The sequence below is a fragment of the Photobacterium pectinilyticum genome (assembly GCF_024357955.1).
GTDB classification, from domain to species: Bacteria; Pseudomonadota; Gammaproteobacteria; order Enterobacterales; family Vibrionaceae; genus Photobacterium; species Photobacterium pectinilyticum.
Window position 1 is genome coordinate 15588 of sequence record NZ_JANEYT010000033.1, and the last position, 20573, is coordinate 36160.

Genomic DNA, 20573 nt, shown 5'->3' on the forward strand with positions numbered 1-20573 from the left:
GGTTTTCAAATTGGCATCTGGGTAATAGATGCTACTAACTGTGTTACTCAGTTCTAATTTCAATAAAATTTTATAGTTATATTTATAGGTAAGGCTGAACCCATTGCAGGCCAGCTTTAGTACCATTTTTAGGGTTATACTCGCACCCGATCCATCCGGTGTAGCCAGATTCATCCAGCACATTGAACAGGTGCGAGTAATTTAACTCTCCTTCAGTTGGCTCATGGCGATTAGGTACTGAAGCTATTTGGACATGGCCGGTGTAGTCAGCTAAATCGCGAATAAGTACGCTTAGATCACCGTCCATTATCTGGGCGTGGTAGAGGTCGAGCTGCAGTTTTACATTAGGGCGATCAACTTGCTTGATAAGCTCTACTGCATCACGCTGGTGTGAAATGAAGTAGCTTGGCATATCACGATCATTCAGGGGCTCAATCATCAGCTCAATACCGTGTTGGGCAAATACATCAGCCGCAAAGCGGATGTTACTGATGAATGTGTCGACGTGTTGTTGGTAGCTGAAGTTGCTATCAACTATTCCTGACATTGCGTGCACTTTTTTGCAGCTCAAAGTAAGGGCATAGTTAAGGGCTGTATCGACACTGGCACGGAACTCATCTTCACGACCCGGAATAGCGGCAAAGCCTCGTTCACCAGCATCCCAGTCCCCCGGAGGCATATTGAAGAGTGCTTGTTCGAAGCTATATTTCTTCAACTCACTAGCCAACACTTCTGCGTCATAGGCGTAAGGGAATAGGTATTCCACGGCTTTGAAGCCAGCACGATGAGCGTGTTCGAAGCGCTCTAAAAAAGGTACTTCGGTAAAAAGCATGGTGAGATTTGCTGCGAATTTAGCCATTACTTGCCTCTCCCTTGTAGGTCTGTGATTTCTTCTTTGCTAAGGTATCGAATTGATTTGCCATCAAGCATTAATGCCAGTTTTGCGGTTTCCTCTAGTTCCTCTGCATTGTCTACAGCATCAATGAGGTCCGTTCCTGTGATGACTGGGCCGTGGTTTGCTAGCAAGAAGGCGCGGTAATCTGCGGCGCGTTTTGCCAACTCTTCGGCAATGCGCGGATCGCCTGGGCGAAGGTATGGGATAACCGGTAATTCACCGATACGCATGACGAAGTAAGGGGTAAATGGCTTAATCGCATTGTTGGTATCTAGCCCTTCCAAACACGACAGTGCCGTCAAGTAAGTTGAATGCAAATGTACTATTGCATTGCACTTATGGTTGTTACGGTAAATTGCCAAATGGAACGCCACTTCTTTTGATGGGCGGTCACCTGAAATGTGGTTGCCATCAATATCAACTACCGATAAACGTTCAGCATCTAGTCGGCCAAATGAAGAGCCGGTTGGTGTGGCCAGGAAGTATCCACTTGGCAGTTTGAGAGAGAGGTTACCTGCACCGCCAGTGGCGTAACCTCGTTCGAACATCGAACGAGCAAGCGTTACCATCTGCTCTCTGAGTTGTTGTTCAGTCATGGTAGAACCCTTGTGCCGTTTCAAAGAAATTAACGTCACCAAAGTTGCCTGATTTCAGTGCCAGTGATAGCGTGCTGTCGATGGCTTTCACCCAAGGCACACCCGGTGCAATCTGAGGGCCGATATGGAAGCCTTTTACCCCAAGGCTTTGTGTGACAACTCCTGATGTTTCCCCGCCGGCCACAATAAAGTTCTGCACGCCATTTTCTTTAAGTTGGTGGGCTAACTGGCTAAAGAACTGCTCAACAGCATGGCTTGATGCCTGAGCTCCGTATTGGGTTTGGATCGCTTTGAGCACTTCAGGTTCTGCGGTGGCGTAAACCATAGGGGCGAAATCTGCATCTAGGTTCTTTAGTACCCACTGAAAGGCTGATTCGCAGTAGTTTTCCTGCTCAAGACAGGCTTTGACATCTAGTGCTAAGTGCGGTGCTTTAGCAGCATAGCTAGCAACTTGCTTGTTGGTCATCACTGAACATGAACCGGATAGAACGACAGTTTTAGCTTGTTGTGGCTTTCCTGCTTCTTTGGCCGATGATTGATCGCTCAAATGTTCCGTCCAGTTTTTAGCAATGCCGGAAGCAAGGCCTGAACCACCAGTGATTAACTTGAGTGATTTTGCAGCTTCTCCCAACGTTTCAAGATGCGATTGGTTGAAAGCATCGACAACGGCGTAACGCTTACCTTTTTGGATTAGGGTTGAAAAACGTTCGGTAACAGGCTGAGCACCTTGTTCGATAGTTTGGTAGTTCACTAAGCCAGTCGCGCCTTGGGATTGAGCATCCATTAAGCGAACAAGGCTTGAATCAGTCATTGGGGTAACTGGGTGATTGCGCATACCTGAATCAGATAGTAGCTCGCCCATTACAAACAGGTGACCGTTGAAGACAGTGCGTCCGTTAACCGGTAGGGCAGGACAGACGATGGTGAAATCTTCGTTTAGTGCATCAAGCAACGCATCAGTAACTGGGCCAATATTGCCTTTTGCTGTACTGTCGAAAGTCGAACAATATTTAAAGTAGAACTGCTGGCAGCCTTGCTGTTGTAACCAGTTCAGAGCCGCAACAGAGGTGTCGATAGCTTCGTGTTCCGGACAAGATCGTGACTTTAAACTGATCACAACCGCATCGGCTTCGATGTCTAGGCTGGTTTCTGGTACACCATTTAGCTGTATGGTTCGCATGCCATTTTCAACCAGAAATCCTGCAATGTCCGTTGCACCGGTAAAATCGTCGGCGATAACTCCTAGTAGCATGATTATTGCTCCTTCTTCGGCAGTTCGATGCCATCGAAAATCTTGATTACGGCGCTGTCATCTTCTTGGCCGAAACCTGCATTGCTGGCACTGGTGAACATATTCAGTGCTGTCGAGGCAAGAGGTAGTGGAAATTTCAGATCTTTGGCGGTATCGGAGACCAAATTAAGATCTTTAACAAAGATATCGACCATAGATGCTGGTGTGTAGTCACCGTCAACAACATGCTTCATACGGTTTTCGAACATCCAGGAGTTCCCCGCTGCATTGGTTACTACCTCATACATTAAATCCAATGGGATATTGGCCCGGGCGGCCAGTGCCATGGCTTCAGCGCCAGCAGCGATGTGAACACCGGCAAGTAGCTGGTGGATGATCTTCACTGTGGCACCCAAGCCGATCTCAGTGCCAATGTTGTAAACCTTACCAGCTGTTGCATCGAGTACTGGTTTGAGCTTGGTAAACGCGGCTTCTGAGCCCGAAGCCATGATAGTCATTTCACCGATGTTGGCTTTTGCTGCACCGCCTGAAACTGGCGCATCAAGCATGATGAGCTGACACTGTTGCAGACCTGCTTCAATGGTTTTTGCATCTTCTGCTGAAATAGTGGCAGATACCATTACTGCAGTGCCGGGCCTGAGTTGTTCTGCAAGTTGGTTATCAAAGAGTACCGCCTTGGCTTGGCGGGCATTCACAACTAATAGCAAGACTGCATCGAGTACTTGGGCGAAGTCAGCACAGTTGTGTGAAACACCTTTTGCACCGGCTTGTTCGAGTTCTTTTAGTGCGTCGGTGCTTAGATCGATACCGTATGTATCAAGGCCTGCACGAATACATGATTTTGCAGCTCCCATGCCCATAGACCCTAATCCAATGACAGCAACTGATTGTACTTGTGGACTTTCCATTTGCCTCTCCGTGTTAATTTTTGTGAATTTCTGTTCGTGTTTGTGATTGTATGATGCTTTTTTGGAAAGGTGAAGACGTGACTTCACACTTTTTAACAGTGAATATGATAAATAGTGTGAATTGTCGATGTGAATATTTGGTTGGATTTTGAGTGAATTAAAGGTGGATTAGTTAATAATCTGAAAAATATGGGAATAATAAAGTGATGTTTTATCAAATGCTCACATTTATTCACAGAGGTGGCCGAGTGGTGCTAAGATGCGTGTAAGCTAACTATATAGAAGAAGCATTATGATTCCGGCAGAACGACAGCGAACTATCCTCTCTTTGTTGGGAAATCAGGCAGTCATCAGCATCAGTGAATTGACTCGCCAACTTGATGTATCACACATGACGATCCGTCGTGATATTGCCAAGTTAGAGTCTGATGGACGAGTAATGTCAGTGTCAGGTGGCGTCCAGTTGACAGAGAGCATTCACAGTGAACTTTCACATGATGTAAAGATAAACCAGCACAGAAATGAAAAGGCCGACATTGGCTTTTATGCGTCACAGTTAATTAAGCCGAACATGACGATTTATCTCGATGCGGGTACCACGACGTTAGAAATAGCCCATCAGTTAAATCATCGAGATGATCTATTAGTGATCACCAATGATTTTGCTATTGCTTACTACCTGATGAACCATGCCGAGTGCAGTATCTACCATACTGGCGGCAAGGTGGATAAGGGGAATCAATCGTGTGTCGGGCAACAAGCGACTCATATACTGCGAGAGATGAACATTGATTTGGCATTTGTTTCTACGTCTTCTTGGAACCAACGCGGGATCTCAACGCCAAGTGAAGAAAAGGTATTGGTGAAAAAAGCCATTATTGCTTCGTCGCAACAAAGTTATCTCGTTAGCGACTCTTCTAAATACGGCAAAGTGGCAACATTCCACGCTATTGATATTGAATGTTTTGACAAAGTGATTACCGACAGTGATTTTCCCACAAGCTGTATTGATGATTTCAATGAGCGTGGTATTACTGTTGATGTTGTTTAACGGGTGTTTTATTTGCATCCCTGTAGTTAAAAGGGATGCAATAATTTCTTATACCTTTGGTTTTCTAGGTAATTAGCCGCTGATAGGCAGGTTGCCATCAGGCTGGAACTGATGGCTTTTTATATAAACAAGACGCATGTCACTAACATATTTAAGCCATTGTCTATACTGATAGTATTCTCTCTTCTTTTCCACCCCAGCTATTTATTGTCGATTGTTTTCATTCACTTTTTAATCATCCTAACTGTATAGATGCGTTAGCATCAATGTATCGATTTTGAGGGGATCATTATGCTTGATTTTGCGAATAGCAGAGCCTTGAAAAGTAAACAGGCTAAAGTGACCACGGCTTCTAACACCATTAAAGATGTCGTTTTAGTGGATCTCGTTGAATTGTATTCTTCATCTGAAATTGAGTTGTTACAACAAGCGCTGCAACTTATTGATAGTGGGAAAAAACGTATTCAATGCTTGAAAGAAAAGAGAAAGCAGGAAGAAAAGCAAAGAGAAAGTGTTGAAAAAACGCTTCACGATGCCGCCTATAGTAAGGCTCTATTAGCGCTTAACGCTATGTCGTTGTCAGAACTGTATATGTTGAGTGTTTGTTTCTCATATTCTTCGACGACGGTGGTAGAGTTGATACAGGATTATGATCATCAACATTATTTGGCATCTGTTCAGAGATGGTTAGATACCGGAGGTCCTGACGAGATGCACTTCGAACAATCTCCAGAAGAAGTACGTGAAGAGTGGCAATGTGGCATAGCGAGCGCAGCGGTTGAAGCCATAAGCTGGCCATGTTTGAAATATCATCGTAATTACCAAGACTCAGTAGTGACATATATGGCGCCACAAGGGACTTCCGATGACTTTCCTCAATCGATCTATAACACCGTCATAGAAAAGAATCAGTCAAATTTAACTACAGATTGCCTCACCGTCATCAACGCAATTGCTGCTTATGAAAATAATGTCGAAAAAGTAAGGAAGATTATAGAAAAACTCGGTCAGTAGCATATACCTAAACAATCTTGGGTATAAAGGGGATATAAAGGCCAGCTTTGGAGGTATAAACGTAAGCTGGCCATATCTTGTTATGGGTTTATTGAGCGGTGTTAGGTGTTTTGACAACGAGGTTATTCTTGTTGTCGCGACTCTTACGGATAAGCTCATCACCCATAATTACATCCTCAGCTTTTGCCAAACGATCATAAAGTAACACGTTAACCGTTGCAGCAAGGTTCATACAGCCTACAGTTGGTACATATACAACCGCGTGTGCTTTATCAACAACTTCTTGCGCAATAGTGCCATCTTCTGGGCCAAACACATATAAAGCATTATCAGGGTGTTTGAATGCAGGCAAAGCAATGGCACCTTCTGCAAGTTCGACACAGACTATTTGGGTATCGGAAGGGAGATCATCAAGCAGTGATTGCACGTTTGTCAGCGGAATTTTACTCGACACGCTTTTTGTGTCCGTTTGAAACTTTGCTGCCTTATCGTAACGCTGGCCGGTATATGATACTGAGTCGACACGATAACAGCCTGCTGCGCGCATTACTGCACCAACATTTGTTGGGCTTTTAGGGTTACTTAGTCCAATACTGACTCGGGTGTTTTTCATTGGTGATTTCCGCTGACCTTATATTAAGCGCGGTATATTAACAGAGAGGCTGAATGAGGGGTAGTTGGGCTTATTTAGCTGTTTCCAGTGATTAGTAAAAACACTCTATATCGTAAGGTTTTTGTACATAAATACAGCAAACGATACCTTTTAGTATGGCTTAGCAGTAGTAAACGTAGGCTAAGTCACTAAATCATAATAATTTACTGTCTACACTGGATGTAACTGATTGTTTATGGAGGGAGCCATATGACTATTCAACCGCTAAGCAGTGATAAACTGTATCGCGCCTCAGAGCTAAATGGCTTGCCTGAAGATTGTAAGTCGACGAAAAATCTTACCCCACTTGATGAGATTGTTGGTCAAGAACGCGCCCAGAAGGCCGTGGAATTTGCCATGTCGATCAAGGAGAAAGGGTATAACATCTATGCCATTGGCCGTAATGGCCTTGGTAAGCGTACGATGGTGCTGCGCTATCTCAACCGTCATGACCCTAATGGTAACGGTAACGCACTTTATGATTGGTGTTACGTTGCTAATTTCGAGGAAGCCCGTATTCCTAAGGTACTTAAATTGCCAGCGGGGAGCGGTCATGCATTCAAAAAAGATATCGAAAAGTTGATGACGCGTTTGGTCAAGGCGTTGCCTTTGGCTTTCGATAATGAAATGTATTACAGCCGCTCGGAAAAGCTCAAAAACCAGCTGACTGAGAAGCAAGAGAGTGCATTATTGACACTGACCCAAGAGGCGAAAGATCACAGTGTCAGTTTGTCCGTCACAACCACCGGTGAGTACCAACTTGTTGCTTTAAATGGCGAAGAGCCTCATACCGAAGAAACATTTGCTCAGCTGACAGAAGAAGAGCAGGTGGGCTTTGAAGATACGATCAATGAACTGGAGCGAAAGCTACGCAATATTGTTCGTCAGCTAACTGAACTGGAAGAAGAGTTTTCCGAAAAGATCCAAAAGCTTAACGAAGAAGTGGCACTCGATGTGGTATCACACTTTATAAAGGCACTTATGAAAGAATATAAGCCTTTGCCTGAAGTTATCGCTTACCTGAAAGCAATGCAGGCTGATATTCTTGAAAATCTCGATATTTTCTTGGAGGAAAGTGAAGAGCAGGTTGCCCTTGCCTATGCTGCGTTGGATAAAAAAATGCCACGCCGCTATCAAGTCAATGTGTTAGTAAACCAAGATGATTCCAAGTTCCCTATCGTGGTAGAGGAAAGCCCGAACTATCACTCGATATTTGGTTATGTAGAAAATGCCACTTATAAAGGTACGGTATTTACTGACTTCTCGCTGATCCGTCCTGGTAGCTTACACCGTGCCAATGGCGGTGTGCTGTTGATGGATGCGGTTAAAGTCCTTGAGCGACCTTATGTGTGGGACGGACTGAAGCGTGCGTTGCGGTCTCGCAAGCTGAGCGTGAGTTCTTTGGAAAAAGAAGTGACGCTATCAGGAACGATCTCACTCGATCCTGAGCCGATCCCGCTTCATGTTAAGCTCATTTTGTTTGGTGACTACCAAACATACCAGCTGCTCCAGCATTATGATCCTGAATTTAGCGAATTGTTCCGTGTTACAGCTGACTTTGAAGATGAAATGAACCGTACCGATGAATCGGAAGCGCAATACGCCAAGTTCATTTCCAGCATCGTCAACGATAACAAGATGTTGCATTGTGACCGTAAAGCCATTGGCCGGATCATCGAATACAGCTCTCGCCAAGCAGATGATCAGAACAAACTGTCGTTGCATTCGGCCGACATTGCTAATTTGCTGCGCGAGTCCAATTACGTCGCGAAGTCATCTAATGCCACTATGATCAGAGCAAATCATGTTGAATTGGCTTTGAGCAATCAAGAGATGCGGGTCAGCCGACTTAAAGATCATGTGATGCAGACATTCACCAACGGCACAACACTGATCGACACTGATGGTGAAGCGGTTGGACAGGTCAATGCTTTGTCGGTGATTTCAACCTCGGATTACCAGTTTGGTTCGCCGAACCGGATCACTGCGACGACATCTTATGGGGATGGTGGCGTGTTTGATATTGAGCGCAGTGTTGATCTTGGTGGCCGAATTCATTCAAAAGGGGTGATGATTTTATCGGCGTATCTGGCATCGGTGTTTGGACGTAATAAGCGGATCCCACTCACTACGCACCTGACGTTCGAACAGTCTTACGGTGGCGTTGATGGCGATAGCGCATCAATGGCGGAACTGTGTGCCATTGTGTCGGCTTTCTCACAAACCCCACTCCGTCAGGATGTGGCCATTACCGGTTCAATGAATCAGTTTGGTGCAGCTCAGCCAATCGGGGGGGTGAATGAGAAAATTGAGGGTTTCTTTGATGTTTGTGGCATCAAAGGAAGAGCGCCAAATCAAGGTGTAATTATTCCTCAGTCCAATGTTCATAATTTGATGTTGCGAAAAGATATTGTCGAGGCTGTTGAAAAAGGTGATTTCAAAATCTGGGCAATTCGCCATGTGACAGAAGCGATTGAAATATTGATGGGACAGGCTGCCGGTCAAGCAGGTTTGGATGGTACCTATCCTGTCGACAGCATATTGGGTCAAGCGCAGCTAAAGCTCAATGCTTTAAGGTAGCGAGTTATTAGCTATTGTCAAAAAAGACCGCCTCGGCGGTCTTTTTTATTGGTGTCGTATTTGATGTGGTTTTTGGTATAGCTTTAACTGCTTTACTTATTTGGTGCCGCGCGTTGGCTCCCGAAGATGTTTATCAGCGTACCGACAATGATCAGGCTTCCACCGAGTAGTGTCCACACTGATGGTAGTTCGTTAAACAGCAATACCCCGAGTAGGATTGAAAAGACCACTTGAATGTAGGAGCAGGCGGTTGCTTTGCTTGCTGCCTCTGTCTGCATTGCTTTGGTTAAGCACACTTGGCCAATCTGAGTGAAAATACCTATCAACAACAATAATGTAGCCTCAAATAATGTAGGCATCTGCGCCTCACCACCAAGAAGGATCAATGATAACGGGAGCGCAATGAACGGAAAGTAAAACACGATAACTGAGCTATCTTCACCTTTGCTAAGACGTTTTACGATGGTATACGCGACGGCACTGAAAAACGCACCAAGCATCGCGATACCTACGGCAAAAGTAGGGAGTTCGACAGCATTGCTGGCGAGCATATTAGGCTTCACGGTAATGATCAGTCCAAGGATACTCAAAGCGATACAGATGATGGTCGACATTTGGATCCGCTCTTTAAGAAATAGCAGAGCTAATACCGCGGTAAATACTGGGTGCAGGTATTGCAAGATAGTCGCTTCAGCCAAAGGTAGGTGAGCAATGGCGTAGTACACGCATATTAAGCCTAAGGTACCAACCGTTCCTCTCGTGATAAGTAATGGCTTGTTATTACCCCATACTGGAATTTTCTTGCGCTTAATATCGAGGTAGCTGATCACTAGTGAAATAAGTGCCCTTGCCGCAACGATTTGGAAAATCGGCATGCCAGTCGCACTGACTAATTTGACGCATGCCGCCATGAGGGAGAAACCCAATGCAGATAACAACATATAGCGCAAGCCAACAGGAAGTTGGTTAAAAACGGAATTTTTAAGCAAAGAAGGGTATAGGGTTTTAAGCATTGACGGAATTGAAACCTCAGTGTTTTAAGTGCAGCAGAAAAATGTCACCACAAATGATAATGGTAAGCGGTGTCATAATTTTGCCTGAAAACCATATATAACGCATTAGATATGTGTGATACCAATCTGGATAAGTAGTTGATCAAATATTTATGTAGGTTGGTATGATGAATGGCTAGAGGTAATAAAACACCCTCCCAAGCAAAGAGGGTGTTTCGGTATGATGGAAAAGGCGTTAACGTGCCAACTTGTGATGGGCGCGCGAGAAGTGGCCGGCACAGAAGGCGCCAACAATCGACAACTCACCCGCTAGGCAAAGGGCTGCACAAACCTCAGACAAAGCTTGAGAATGACCAGCACCATGTAAGCCCAGTAAGTCCAAACATGATTTTTGGCTAGGAAGAGATGTGCCGCCGCCAACGGTTCCTACCATAAGGTTTGGCAAGGTGACGGAGGCATATAAACCACCGTGTTGATTGACCTCAATACGGGTAATCCCCACCGCAGACTCCGCTACGCAGGCGGCATCTTGGCCGCAGGCAATGTAGAAGGCAGCGAGGGCATTGGCATAGTGGGCGTTAATACCGATACTGCCGCTGAGCGTGCCACCGATGGTATTCATGCGGGCAAATTCGGCCATTTTTTCGGGCGTGGTATGCAGCATTTTCTCGACCAGTTCTTTATCGATATTGACTTCGGCCGTCACTTTTTTTCCGCGTACACCGCGCAAGGTTTGTGCTGTTGCTTTCTTGTCCCCAGAAAGGTTGCCATCGAGGAAGGCTTCTAGCGGTTTGATTGGAGAGTGGTGCAAGATATGTTCGAACACCGCGTTGGTCGAAATCGTCACCATATTCTGGCCGGACGCATCGCCTGTAAGGTATTCAAACACCAAGTAAACGTGGTTGCCTTCAATGTTGACACTGATATCGGTCAATTTACCGTGTCGTGTGGTCGATTCGGCAATACGACGGAATTCATCATATTGGGTGACAACCCAAGCGACAAATTGCCCGGCTTGCGCCAAGTCATAAAAAGCAAAACAAGGGGTACGAGTGACCCCTTCGTTAAGCAGCATGGCACTTGCCCCGCCAGCTTGGGTGATAAGCTGAGAACCACGGTTATACGAGGCAACAAGGGCGGCTTCGGTTGTGGCGAGTGGCACGTGATAATCATTTTGGGCAAACAAGCCGTTGACACGAAGTGGCCCAGCAATACCGACGGGCATTTTGACCGTACCAATGAAGTTTTCAATATTTTTGTTATAGCAGAGCATTTGCTCTTGTGTGTGTCCATCGAGCAGTTGTGCTTTGGCTTCCTCGTTATCGAGCATTTGCCAGCGTCGCTTAACCGCCTTGGGGGTAAGGTAAGGTGTTCGCGGCTGCTTTTTTTCCGGCTTGGTAAAATTTGAACCAAGGCGTTGCTGGAGCTCGTCAGCAGTGAAGTCATTGACCACGGTTTTCATGTGGTCTTGTCGATGGAGATTTAGTTTTGGCATAGCAGTACTTCTTAGCTAATGACTGCGGCGGATTGTAACCTCCTAATATCAAAACACTACTCCTGCCAGTTTGGAAATTCAGGTGCAGACAGAAATCATTCAGGTTTTTCTTGTTTGGCGATATTGAGGAATGTTGTCATCCCGCTGATATCTAAGTAACCGTCAGATTTCTTATGGGTTCGGAGGTATTGATAGCCAGTCACAATTGTTAACAGTTTATCTGCTTCAGTATTGCTGATTTTTTTACCGTTCACATGCTCAAAAGCAGCATTGAGTGCTGATTTGTCGACAACTTCAGCCTGACGGTACAGATAGCCGCAGCCTGTCGCTAACCATTCCAGAGAGCAATTGGCCCGCATAGCGATCTGATTCGCCTTCACTAAACTTGGCTCGCTGCCTTTTAGGTATTTGCGGATTAAAGCTTCACTGATCTCTACCCGGCGGGCGAAGCCACTGATGCTTTCTTCGCCGATCAGGGTTTTTAGGCGAGCGGAAAAAGTCATTGTTCGTACTCCAGTTCGAAGGATTGGAGTTATAGCATTGCCTCCTATTCAGAACAAGCCTAGGATGGAAAGCGTTTTTTGAGTAAACGGAGTTAAGTGCAGATGGTGGCAAAAGTTGAACTCACCCCGAAAGGGCCACAGTTTTCCGAGTTAGTTCAAGGCTATTGGCGTCTTGCCGATTGGCATATGAGTCCACAGGAACGATTGAGTTTCCTGAAACAGCATATTGAGTTAGGGATCACGACGGTTGATCATGCTGATATCTACGGCGGTTACGCATGTGAGCAGTTGTTCGGTGAAGCGCTTTCGATTGACCCAAGTGTACGTGACCAAATTGAGATTGTGACGAAGTGCGATATCAACTTGTGTACCGACCTTGTGCCTGATCGTAAGATCAACCATTACGACACCAGCAAGCAGCACATTGTTCATTCAGTGAACAACTCTTTGTCTCGCCTTCAGGTTGAGAACATCGATGTTTTACTGATCCACCGTCCGGATGTATTGATGGATGCCGACGAGGTAGCTGAAGCCTTTGTTGAGTTGAAAAAGCAGGGTAAAGTGAACCACTTCGGTGTATCGAACTTCACGCCTTCTCAGTTTGATTTGCTGCAATCTCGCTTAGATGCACCATTAGTGACCAACCAAGTTGAGATCAATCCACTTAGCTTTGAAGCAGCGCATGACGGTACATTGGATCAACTGCAAATGAAGCGTGTCAAGCCAATGGCATGGTCATGTTTGGGCGGCGGTGCAATTTTCTCTGGCCAGTCAGAGCAGCAAGTCCGGGTACGTAACGAACTAGAAGCGATCCGTGAAGAAGTGGGCGCGCAAAGTATTGATCAAGTGATTTACGCGTGGGTTCGTCGTCTGCCGTCGAACCCAGTACCTATCATTGGCTCAGGTAAAATTGAGCGTGTACAGGCAGCGGTTGATGCATTGGGGATTACATTGACTCGAGAGCAGTGGTATCGCGTGTGGGTTGCATCTAAAGGTCATGGTGTGCCATAGAGCCCGCATGCCTTGATTAGGCTGATGAACTAAATGTTCTTTCAGCTTGAATGAATTAAGCCTCTGTCTATACGTAGACAGAGGCTATTTACTGAAGGCCTAGTAACAGCGTTTGTAACTTTTTTTCTGTGCACACTCCGCAGTTTTCAATGCATCCTGTAGGTTTTCATCATGCGGGTAAGCATCGACCAGTTCACGGAATGTCTCCACTGCTTTATTATTTTGCTTCTGGTTGTAATACGCCCATCCCTTAATTTCAGCTAGTCCGACTTCCTTGCCATACGCTTGCTCGAAATTTTCACTATGATCAATGACATACTGATAATCCTGTTTTTCGTAAGCATTGAGAATCGCTTTAGTTTCTCTTTGCTTGGCGTAAAGTATTTTCTGGCTTGGGTCGGCAAGGTTATTGGCAAGGAATTCAGCATGTTGCTCAAACCCAGCTTTGTTAAGTGCCAAGGTGTAACCATACTGGGTTGTTTCGTACTGCTTATTGCCACTATCCATTTTTTCTAGTGCTTTTTCGAACGAACGCTTAGCCGTTAAAGGGCGATCCATTTCGTACCATTGCCAGCCAGCTAAAGCATGCTGTTCGGCACTGAGTGATTTGTTTTTATACAGTAACTCAAGGCACTGTTGTGGGTCTGATTGGCATGCTTTAGCCAACTTTGGTGATTGGCTGTTAGCATCCAGTGTTTTCAAGCTTGGATAACGCGAAGACCACAGTTGCTGATAGCGTTTTGCTTCATCGATTTTACCTAATTGTTGGAGGCTTAGGATCTTGCCTTCAATTTGCTTGCGGCTTGGGGTTTCTGTCCAGCCTATTGATTTATCGAACCATGCGAGTGCAGTACTGTATTGCTTGTTTTTTAGGTGTTGCCAGCCTAAAAGCTCAGCCCCCGTCGCATCTTTCTTTTGTGAGATTAATTGGCTTGCTGAGTGGGTTTGATTTGCATTTAAGCGTTGTTGACTCAACCTGGCAAGGTTGGCCTGGTAGGCAAGCTTTTCGTAATCAACAGCATTGTAACTGCTGCTATTTTTGTATCGAGTTAGAATATCGGAACTGGCATAGGCGTTGGTCCAGCCAAGTGCCTTTTGGGTTGTCGACAAACCATGCTTTGGGCAACCTGATAAAAGATTTGATAGTTTTTGTTTTGAATTCGGCCCATAACCAGATTGGGTTTCTTGTTGAAGATCTAACCACGCCCATTGAATGCGCGAGCAAGTCACCCATTGTGGATTTTCCCGCAGTAACTGATTGGATTGGGTGATTTGCTTATTGGCAATGGCTGTTTCGAGTTGAGCCAATGATGAACGATAATGGATCTCTTCACTTAAAGATTCTGAAATTGGTTGATTCCCAGCAGCTTGCTTGGCGGCTTGCCAGCCTTCTTTATTCAGCGTGTCCCAAATTGGGCTTTCATCAAAATGTTTGTACTGTTGCTGTGGGTTGACTTCAACAGAAACATCGCTTTCCAATAGTTTGATATAGGTTTGCTCTGAAGCCATGGCTGGGGCCACAACAAGGAGAGCTAAGGGTAGGGCTTTCATTGGCAATACCTCTCGTGAAATGCAATATGGGAGAAAATAATTAAGCTTGATGAGTAGTAATCATCACTACTGTTTGGATGAGGGAGCGCACTTCGATGCTTGTAGGTTTCCTGACTGAGCTGAACCAATGTCGCGACAGCAGTGGCACCGTTTGGTGCTCTAAAAGGTGCCATTTGTCCGTCTTCGACATCAACCCAAGCTTTGTTGTGCTGGAACAGCCAGCGGCGGTAGTTGTCATTCACGGCATCGTCGTAGCCACCCCAGATGAGGTACAGAGGGATACGATAGCTGGAATAGCTAAAACGGCTTGGAAACTGTTCAGAGGGCTGCCAACTATTATCTCGGTACTCCAGCCAGTCAGTAGGAAGTTGATATTGGCCGTACCGGTTACTGTCTAAGATTGATAAGCCACCTTGGTTCAGTGACGCCCAAACCGTATTCATTTTTGCAAAATCATTGAAAGCAGGATAAACCCAATAAGAAGGGTTAACGGTGGTTGAGCTGGTTTTTTCAAACCCGTATTGGGCTGGTAGAAAGGCCTGTTGGCCACCAAGTGTTACAAAGTGAGAGGCTTCCAACTCATTAATGATGGATTTGGCCTGTTGTTGGTACTGATGCTCAGGCCAAAGCTGGTGTCCCTTGAGCAGTGCCCAAGCAATGAAAATATCGCCGTCACTGGCATTGTTGTTATCTGGGATATGCGGTAATGATGGTTGCCATTTCCATGCAAACAATGGGTCATCTTGACGTTGTAAATGGTTTTGAGTCCATTGCCAAAGTTGTTTGAAAGTTTGATGGTCATTGAAAAATGCCGCCATTAGCATGCCATAGCCCTGGCTTTCGCTATGACTGATACTGCCATTGCCGTTATCAACGACCCTACCGCCAGGGTTAATGAATCTATCCTTGTAAGAACTCCATAATTGCTGATCAGCTCGGATATTGCAGCCGTGTACTTTGGCTGCAACTTGTGAGCTGGTGAGCAGTGGAATGATGGCCATAACCAAAGGACTCAATTTCATAGCGGCTTCTCCAGTTGGCGGTGGATAAGCAAAGTCAATGGTAGCAATAGCAATATCAATACAATGGGTAAGGAGTAGGGGTAGGCGATGAAGCCAGATCGAGCAAGTTCTTTATCGGCTTCCACACTGCGGGTTGCGAGTTCGATGTCACCGTGAGCGACGGATTTCTGCCGGTTGAGATACATCATCATCTCTTGATTGAAAATAGCGTCGCTGTCAGCATTGAATATGATATTACGCCAACCGTTGTTCGCTGTTGTTAGCCTCGCGAATTGGTCGAACTGGCTATCGGCTTGCCAGTACGCTTGCTTTGTACCGTATTGATAGAGGGTATTGGAACCGTTGGGCTCGAGATCATAAGTGGATTCTCGACTTGAAAAGGCTGTCTGACCATTTTGCATCTTTGCCATGCTATTGATCAGAGTATGACGAAGTGATGCTAGCAGACCGCTATTTTCATTCGCGCTCTGAGGGTTAACCCCAAGGGTATTGCCGACGTTGAAAGTGAGGTTGATAGGGCGTCGCTGGGTGTTGTTTTCCGTAACGAGCAATTCGGTCATTGGACGCTGAGCTTCCCAGGTGATATGGCTAAGCAGTTGCCATATAGCTGTGAGTTGGCTTTCCTCGCTGTAATTAATTGTAAGCTGTGTTTCACGCCCATTATTTGCGGTCATGAATAACAGTTGATCGGCGGGCAGTTGCTGATCAAACTTAGTGACGTAATTAACCCATGCACCCAAGCGAAGGACTGAGCTTTTCTCAATGTGGGCAATGAATGGCATAGGAGCTGCGCTATAGCTGTCTGTTTGTTCAGGACCGTATAGCTCGACACTGACTTTGTTTAGCCCTGGACGAAGCTTATTCATCGGAAAAGATAAACGGTAATGCTGCGTTTCCCGCCAGCGGCTGGCACGTAATGGCATGCTATTGGCGTAATCGCCATTGACTCGAATAACCATCGCGGCTTCACCCGGTACAACCGAAGGGTGGGCAAGCAGCAAATTGATATGGGCTTTCTCATCGGGACTGAACAATGAATTTGCCGGCATCACCAAAGGCAGTACTAAGGGCGCTTGGCCGAAATTCTGTTGGGGGGTAAATTGGGAAATGGTGTATTCCCCCTTGCTCTGAAGCTGGGCTTTACCCGGTTGTTGATATCGGCCAACGACAGCGAATTTGTAAGCAGGAAGGGGGTAGCTGGGGTTGGCAAAATAGGCTGCGGCCTCAAGTAACTCGTTTTCGTCCCTACCCGAAACAATCAGCAGCCATTGGTTTGAGCCTTGTTGTTGAACTAGGCCGAGGTAAGGTCCTTGGATCCCTGCAAGGTGAGCACTGGGCAGTATGTTCATAGTTTTAAATTGTTCAGGCAAACCAAACACTAACTGTACTTTGCTGCTAGGTTTATCCAACTCGTCTTTAGAGTCGGGTATGCCTTGTGTTTGTTGATCGAAGTATTGATACAAATATGATTTACTGCCGCTGCGTAAAGTCCACCCCTGAACAAGTTGGCTTGCGATAGAAAGGGCGGCTTCAGTATTCCCCGGTATTTGGCTGACAAGCTGAATTGGCTTGTCATGTAGCTGTCCACTCATGATTAATGCAGAAAAGTCCGCCAGTGTTGATTCTGCCGTCGTCTTTGTGAAGTCGAGTTCAATGTAAGACTGCTGAGCCAGAACCTTAGTGACGGCTTCGGATGCTTCGAGCCGTTGTTCAGCAAGGCTTAATGACGCAGGGAGTTGATGACGAACCGAAATTGTCATGATATTCCCATAACGCTCTAGCAACGCTTGGGATAGGTTAACAACGATTTGTTGTGATATGCCATTGGGCTGTAGTTGTATGTTAGCGATAGGCTTGTCACCAAGATTAACCCACAGGTGGGCTAAATCTATGTTTCCCGAGTGGGTGAGTGATAACGCTACTTTGATGTTATTGACTTGTTGATCCTCTAATATGGTGAGTGGAAAACTGAGTTTGTCCCACTGACCACGCAGCGTTGAATCTTGCCCCTCCGGCAAGATGAAGCTAAGAGGTACATTGACCGTTTGAGCAAGGCTTATGGCGGAGAAAAGTAGGCCATAAATGAGTATTAGATAGCGTTTCATTGGCGTACATCCTGTGTTTTGCTTTCATTTTGCTCTGATGGGTTGTCGGCAATAGAAGTGTGGCGCGACACCGAGAGGGTATAGGTCAAGCTTTTAAAGCCGAGCTTGAAGAAGTGTGCGATAGCGTGGATCACGCCTCGACGTTGTTGCTGTTCAAATGCTCTTCGTTGTGACCATTTTTCACTGTCACCAAATGTTAGAGCGGTTAACGCTTGCCATGCTGTCGTGCTGCTTTCCAAAACCTCACAATTTGCAGTTTGTCCGTTAGAAAGGTAATTAACGCGATGTACACGTAACGCTATTCGTTGTGGCTTGAGCTTTTTCTTCCCATTTTTAGTCGTGCCCGGCTGCTCAATAAAACAGGTAAGTTCCACAATATCTGCAGGCTGAAGGTTGCTATTGAGAGACTTGATGGTCAGGTGTGCGCCGTTCATTGATGTGTCATCGATAATGGTTTGCGCAGTGCTATCTCCAATGGTAACAAACCCTTGACGGCTGCATGAGGTACGAGGCTCAGCACGGCGTTGCCTTCTTTCCACTAGTGCTCCAAGGCAAACGAGGCACATCATCAGGTTGAACGTGTTGAATACCAAAACGACGGCCAGTTGCCCCTGTTCAGCGGAGTAATGATAAAAACGATACAGACCGAGCCCCTCGGCAAAGCCAATGATGGCAGTGATAACAATGACCACTGGCATTAAGGGAGAGAAGTGGGTGTGGTTTGTGGTTTCCCCTTTAGGGGTGACCGCAAAACTGGGCTTACGGGGGTTGATTATCGCGGATAACACAGGAATGGCGAGAAAAATGGCCAAAATGGTTTCATAGAATTCAGAGAACAAAGTATTTCGATTATTACCAAATAAATGCTGGGTGATCAGAATACTGATCACTAGGTGTGGTACGGCATAGGCTATGAAGTCATTGGCATTACCGACAAATATCTGCAAATCGAAAAGTAAGTAACAAAGCGGTGCGATCAAATAGATCATCCTGAAAATAGGGAAAAACCAAAATAACGTCGAATTGAGGTAGCACAGTTTCTGTGGCAGCGTTAGACCACGCTTCAGGAGCGGATTGTTGAGCATCAATATTTGTAACATGCCCTGCGCCCAGCGAGTCCGTTGAGTCACATAACTGCCAAAAGTATCCGGTGACAATCCGGCGATCATTGCCTTGTTTATGTATGCGCTATCCCAGCCTTTGGCATGAATGTCCAGCGCTGTATCGGCATCCTCGGTAATGGTTCGAGTGGATATTCCACCAATATCATCAAGTGCCTTGCGGCGAATAACGGCAGCCGAGCCACAGAAAAAACTTGCGTTCCAGAAGTCCAGCCCTTTGAGAATACCGTTGTAGAACATCTCATTTTCTGAAGGCACCTTGTTCTCAATACCTAAGTTTCTCTCGATTGGGTTTGGGGTAACAAAAAAGTGTGGAGTTTGGACAAAGCCCAAATTTGGCTGTTGCTGAAAGTGGCCTATGGTACTTTTCAAGAAGTCTTTAGCAGGAACATGATCCGCATCGAGGATGAGGATCAGATCCCCGTTGCTGTGAGAGAGTGCATGATTAATATTGCCAGCCTTGGCATGGTTGTTTTCTGCGCGGGTGAGATAGTTCACGCTTAGCTGCTGGCATAATTTCTTAAGAGAGTTTGAACGATTTCGAGCTGCGTTAGCTTGCTCTGGATCCGGGTTGTTGAGTTTTTGGGCTGTACCGCCATCATCAAGTACCCATATGTTAACAATACCTGGGTACTGTAATTGTGTCGCTGCTGCGATGGTCGGGCCTACAACCCGAAGAGATTCATTGTACGTAGGAATAAAAACATCAACAGTGGGCAGAGGTTTATCTTCATTGATTGGAATGATTGCGCGGTCACGATGCTTGGCATTGACAAAAATCCCTAACAGATAAATGGTGATGCCATATATTTCGGTCACGAGTAAGGCGAGGGCAAATGGCATATCCAAGCTACTCTCCCACGGCAATGTTTGGTCGTAACGCCACCAAATATAGCGGATGGAAATAAAAGCACCGGTTAGTAGCATCAACAACTGCAAATAAGGTTTGTTGTTGGCCGTCATGCCCATTAGTACAATGAAAAAGGCACTGGCCGATAACCATAAATGGGTTTCCATTGAGACTTGTACGGTTGCCAGACTGAATATGGCGAGAATAAGAATGCCGGCTGCGAGGCACTTCATCCATGATACTGCATTAAAAAAACGCATCGTTAGAACTCCTGCAGGTAAAAACTTGGTTTTAAATCATCTAACCACGTGAGGCCGTCTTGGTTTTCAGGTGTGCAATAATGAATAAATACAGAAAGCCACTTTTCTATTTTGCGGGTGTGCTGCTGGGCGTAGGTGCATTTATCACCGTTTGGCATCACATTGACCCAGCGTTGGTATGGGCCAATATCATTGTATTTTCGTTCTGGCGCTTTGTTCGGCAGTGAAAAAGCGAATTGTGCAGGTGGCGCCTCAATGGGTTGATTAGTGACGATTTGAATAATCAAATTTTCGCCGCGTTGGTAAGTCTTATTTTCTAATTCAGACCAATACCAAACGTCTTGGTTACGCCGTTGTCGGTAGTTTGATATCAATGTCATGCCATCGGGATAGATGGGGAGTTGGTAATCATGAATGGACACAGGATCGTCAAAGCTGTGGCTAATATGCTCCTGATTAGTGAGCTGGCAGCCACTTAATCCTAAAGCGCCTACTGCGAGGCAGAGTGTATTGAGTGCCTTCATTGGAGTCTCCTAGAGTAACAGTTACCTTGGAGCTGCAATTTAATGACCAGATTGCTTTACATCGTCACCCAGAAGAATGTATGTGAAATAAGTTTCTGAAAGATAAAAAAATCCTAGTAAAGAAATTCTTATCAAGAGGCATTTCATTTTGTGAAATGCAACTGATGGAT

At 45.7% G+C, this 20573-nt stretch carries 17 protein-coding genes; 4 read left to right on the forward strand and 13 right to left on the reverse strand.

The window, feature by feature from the left end:
- Positions 1-82: 82 nt before the first annotated feature.
- From otnI to ltnD, 4 genes are read right to left on the reverse strand one after another with little or no spacing between them, the layout of a single operon-like run.
- On the reverse strand, positions 83-859 hold the full coding sequence (otnI, locus tag NHN17_RS14630; RefSeq protein ID WP_255043310.1) for a 2-oxo-tetronate isomerase: 777 nt from the start codon (positions 857-859) through the stop codon (positions 83-85).
- Positions 859-1491 carry a 3-oxo-tetronate 4-phosphate decarboxylase gene (otnC, locus tag NHN17_RS14635; protein ID WP_255043311.1) on the reverse strand — a complete coding sequence of 211 codons (633 nt, stop codon included), beginning with the start codon at positions 1489-1491 and terminating at the stop codon, positions 859-861. The genes otnI and otnC overlap by 1 nt, the downstream gene beginning before the upstream one ends.
- Entirely contained in the window at positions 1484-2743 is a 1260-nt protein-coding gene (gene otnK, locus NHN17_RS14640; RefSeq protein WP_255043312.1) for a 3-oxo-tetronate kinase, read from the reverse strand. The genes otnC and otnK overlap by 8 nt, the downstream gene beginning before the upstream one ends.
- Before the next feature lie 2 nt (positions 2744-2745).
- Positions 2746-3651, reverse strand: a complete 906-nt coding sequence (gene ltnD, locus NHN17_RS14645; protein WP_255043313.1) for an L-threonate dehydrogenase — start codon at positions 3649-3651, stop codon at positions 2746-2748.
- A gap of 292 nt (positions 3652-3943) precedes the next feature.
- On the opposite strand from ltnD, the gene NHN17_RS14650 reads away from it, so the two are divergent.
- Positions 3944-4702, forward strand: coding sequence for a DeoR/GlpR family DNA-binding transcription regulator (locus NHN17_RS14650; protein WP_255043314.1), 759 nt, complete (start codon positions 3944-3946; stop codon positions 4700-4702).
- A gap of 291 nt (positions 4703-4993) precedes the next feature.
- A complete protein-coding gene (locus tag NHN17_RS14655; protein WP_255043315.1) occupies positions 4994-5716 on the forward strand; it encodes a hypothetical protein in 723 nt (240 codons plus the stop codon).
- 88 nt (positions 5717-5804) lie between these two features.
- Here the strand turns inward: NHN17_RS14655 and NHN17_RS14660 are convergent, their stop codons facing one another.
- On the reverse strand, positions 5805-6329 hold the full coding sequence (locus tag NHN17_RS14660; protein WP_255043316.1) for an RNA methyltransferase: 525 nt from the start codon (positions 6327-6329) through the stop codon (positions 5805-5807).
- Between the two features lie 249 nt (positions 6330-6578).
- Between NHN17_RS14660 and NHN17_RS14665 the strand changes: the two genes are divergently transcribed.
- The gene (locus NHN17_RS14665) at positions 6579-8948 is read left to right on the forward strand and encodes a Lon protease family protein (protein WP_255043317.1); all 2370 of its coding nucleotides are present in this window, start codon (positions 6579-6581) and stop codon (positions 8946-8948) included.
- 92 nt (positions 8949-9040) lie between these two features.
- On the opposite strand, the gene NHN17_RS14670 is transcribed toward NHN17_RS14665, so the two are convergent.
- The 3 genes from NHN17_RS14670 to NHN17_RS14680 all read right to left on the reverse strand — a co-directional run bounded on the left by NHN17_RS14670 (position 9041) and on the right by NHN17_RS14680 (position 11959).
- Complete coding sequence (locus tag NHN17_RS14670; protein WP_255043318.1) at positions 9041-9961, reverse strand: DMT family transporter; 921 nt, start codon at positions 9959-9961, stop codon at positions 9041-9043.
- 235 nt (positions 9962-10196) lie between these two features.
- A complete protein-coding gene (locus tag NHN17_RS14675) occupies positions 10197-11456 on the reverse strand; it encodes a hydroxymethylglutaryl-CoA reductase (RefSeq protein WP_255043319.1) in 1260 nt (419 codons plus the stop codon).
- Between the two features lie 95 nt (positions 11457-11551).
- Entirely contained in the window at positions 11552-11959 is a 408-nt protein-coding gene (locus NHN17_RS14680) for an XRE family transcriptional regulator (RefSeq protein WP_255043320.1), read from the reverse strand.
- 102 nt (positions 11960-12061) lie between these two features.
- Between NHN17_RS14680 and NHN17_RS14685 the strand changes: the two genes are divergently transcribed.
- The gene (locus NHN17_RS14685) at positions 12062-12970 is read left to right on the forward strand and encodes an aldo/keto reductase (RefSeq protein WP_255043321.1); all 909 of its coding nucleotides are present in this window, start codon (positions 12062-12064) and stop codon (positions 12968-12970) included.
- 99 nt (positions 12971-13069) lie between these two features.
- Here the strand turns inward: NHN17_RS14685 and NHN17_RS14690 are convergent, their stop codons facing one another.
- The 5 genes from NHN17_RS14690 to NHN17_RS14710 are packed head-to-tail and all read right to left on the reverse strand — an operon-like array spanning position 13070 to position 20403.
- On the reverse strand, positions 13070-14521 hold the full coding sequence (locus NHN17_RS14690) for a tetratricopeptide repeat protein (RefSeq protein ID WP_255043322.1): 1452 nt from the start codon (positions 14519-14521) through the stop codon (positions 13070-13072).
- Positions 14518-15543: a family 8 glycosyl hydrolase gene (locus tag NHN17_RS14695; protein WP_255043323.1), complete on the reverse strand. Its 1026-nt coding sequence runs from the start codon at positions 15541-15543 to the stop codon at positions 14518-14520. The genes NHN17_RS14690 and NHN17_RS14695 overlap by 4 nt, the downstream gene beginning before the upstream one ends.
- Positions 15540-17648, reverse strand: coding sequence for a cellulose biosynthesis cyclic di-GMP-binding regulatory protein BcsB (locus NHN17_RS14700; RefSeq protein WP_255043324.1), 2109 nt, complete (start codon positions 17646-17648; stop codon positions 15540-15542). The genes NHN17_RS14695 and NHN17_RS14700 overlap by 4 nt, the downstream gene beginning before the upstream one ends.
- Positions 17645-19879 carry a UDP-forming cellulose synthase catalytic subunit gene (bcsA, locus tag NHN17_RS14705; protein WP_255043325.1) on the reverse strand — a complete coding sequence of 745 codons (2235 nt, stop codon included), beginning with the start codon at positions 19877-19879 and terminating at the stop codon, positions 17645-17647. The genes NHN17_RS14700 and bcsA overlap by 4 nt, the downstream gene beginning before the upstream one ends.
- 2 nt (positions 19880-19881) lie before the next feature.
- A complete protein-coding gene (locus NHN17_RS14710; RefSeq protein WP_255043326.1) occupies positions 19882-20403 on the reverse strand; it encodes a hypothetical protein in 522 nt (173 codons plus the stop codon).
- Between the last annotated feature and the right edge of the window lie 170 nt (positions 20404-20573).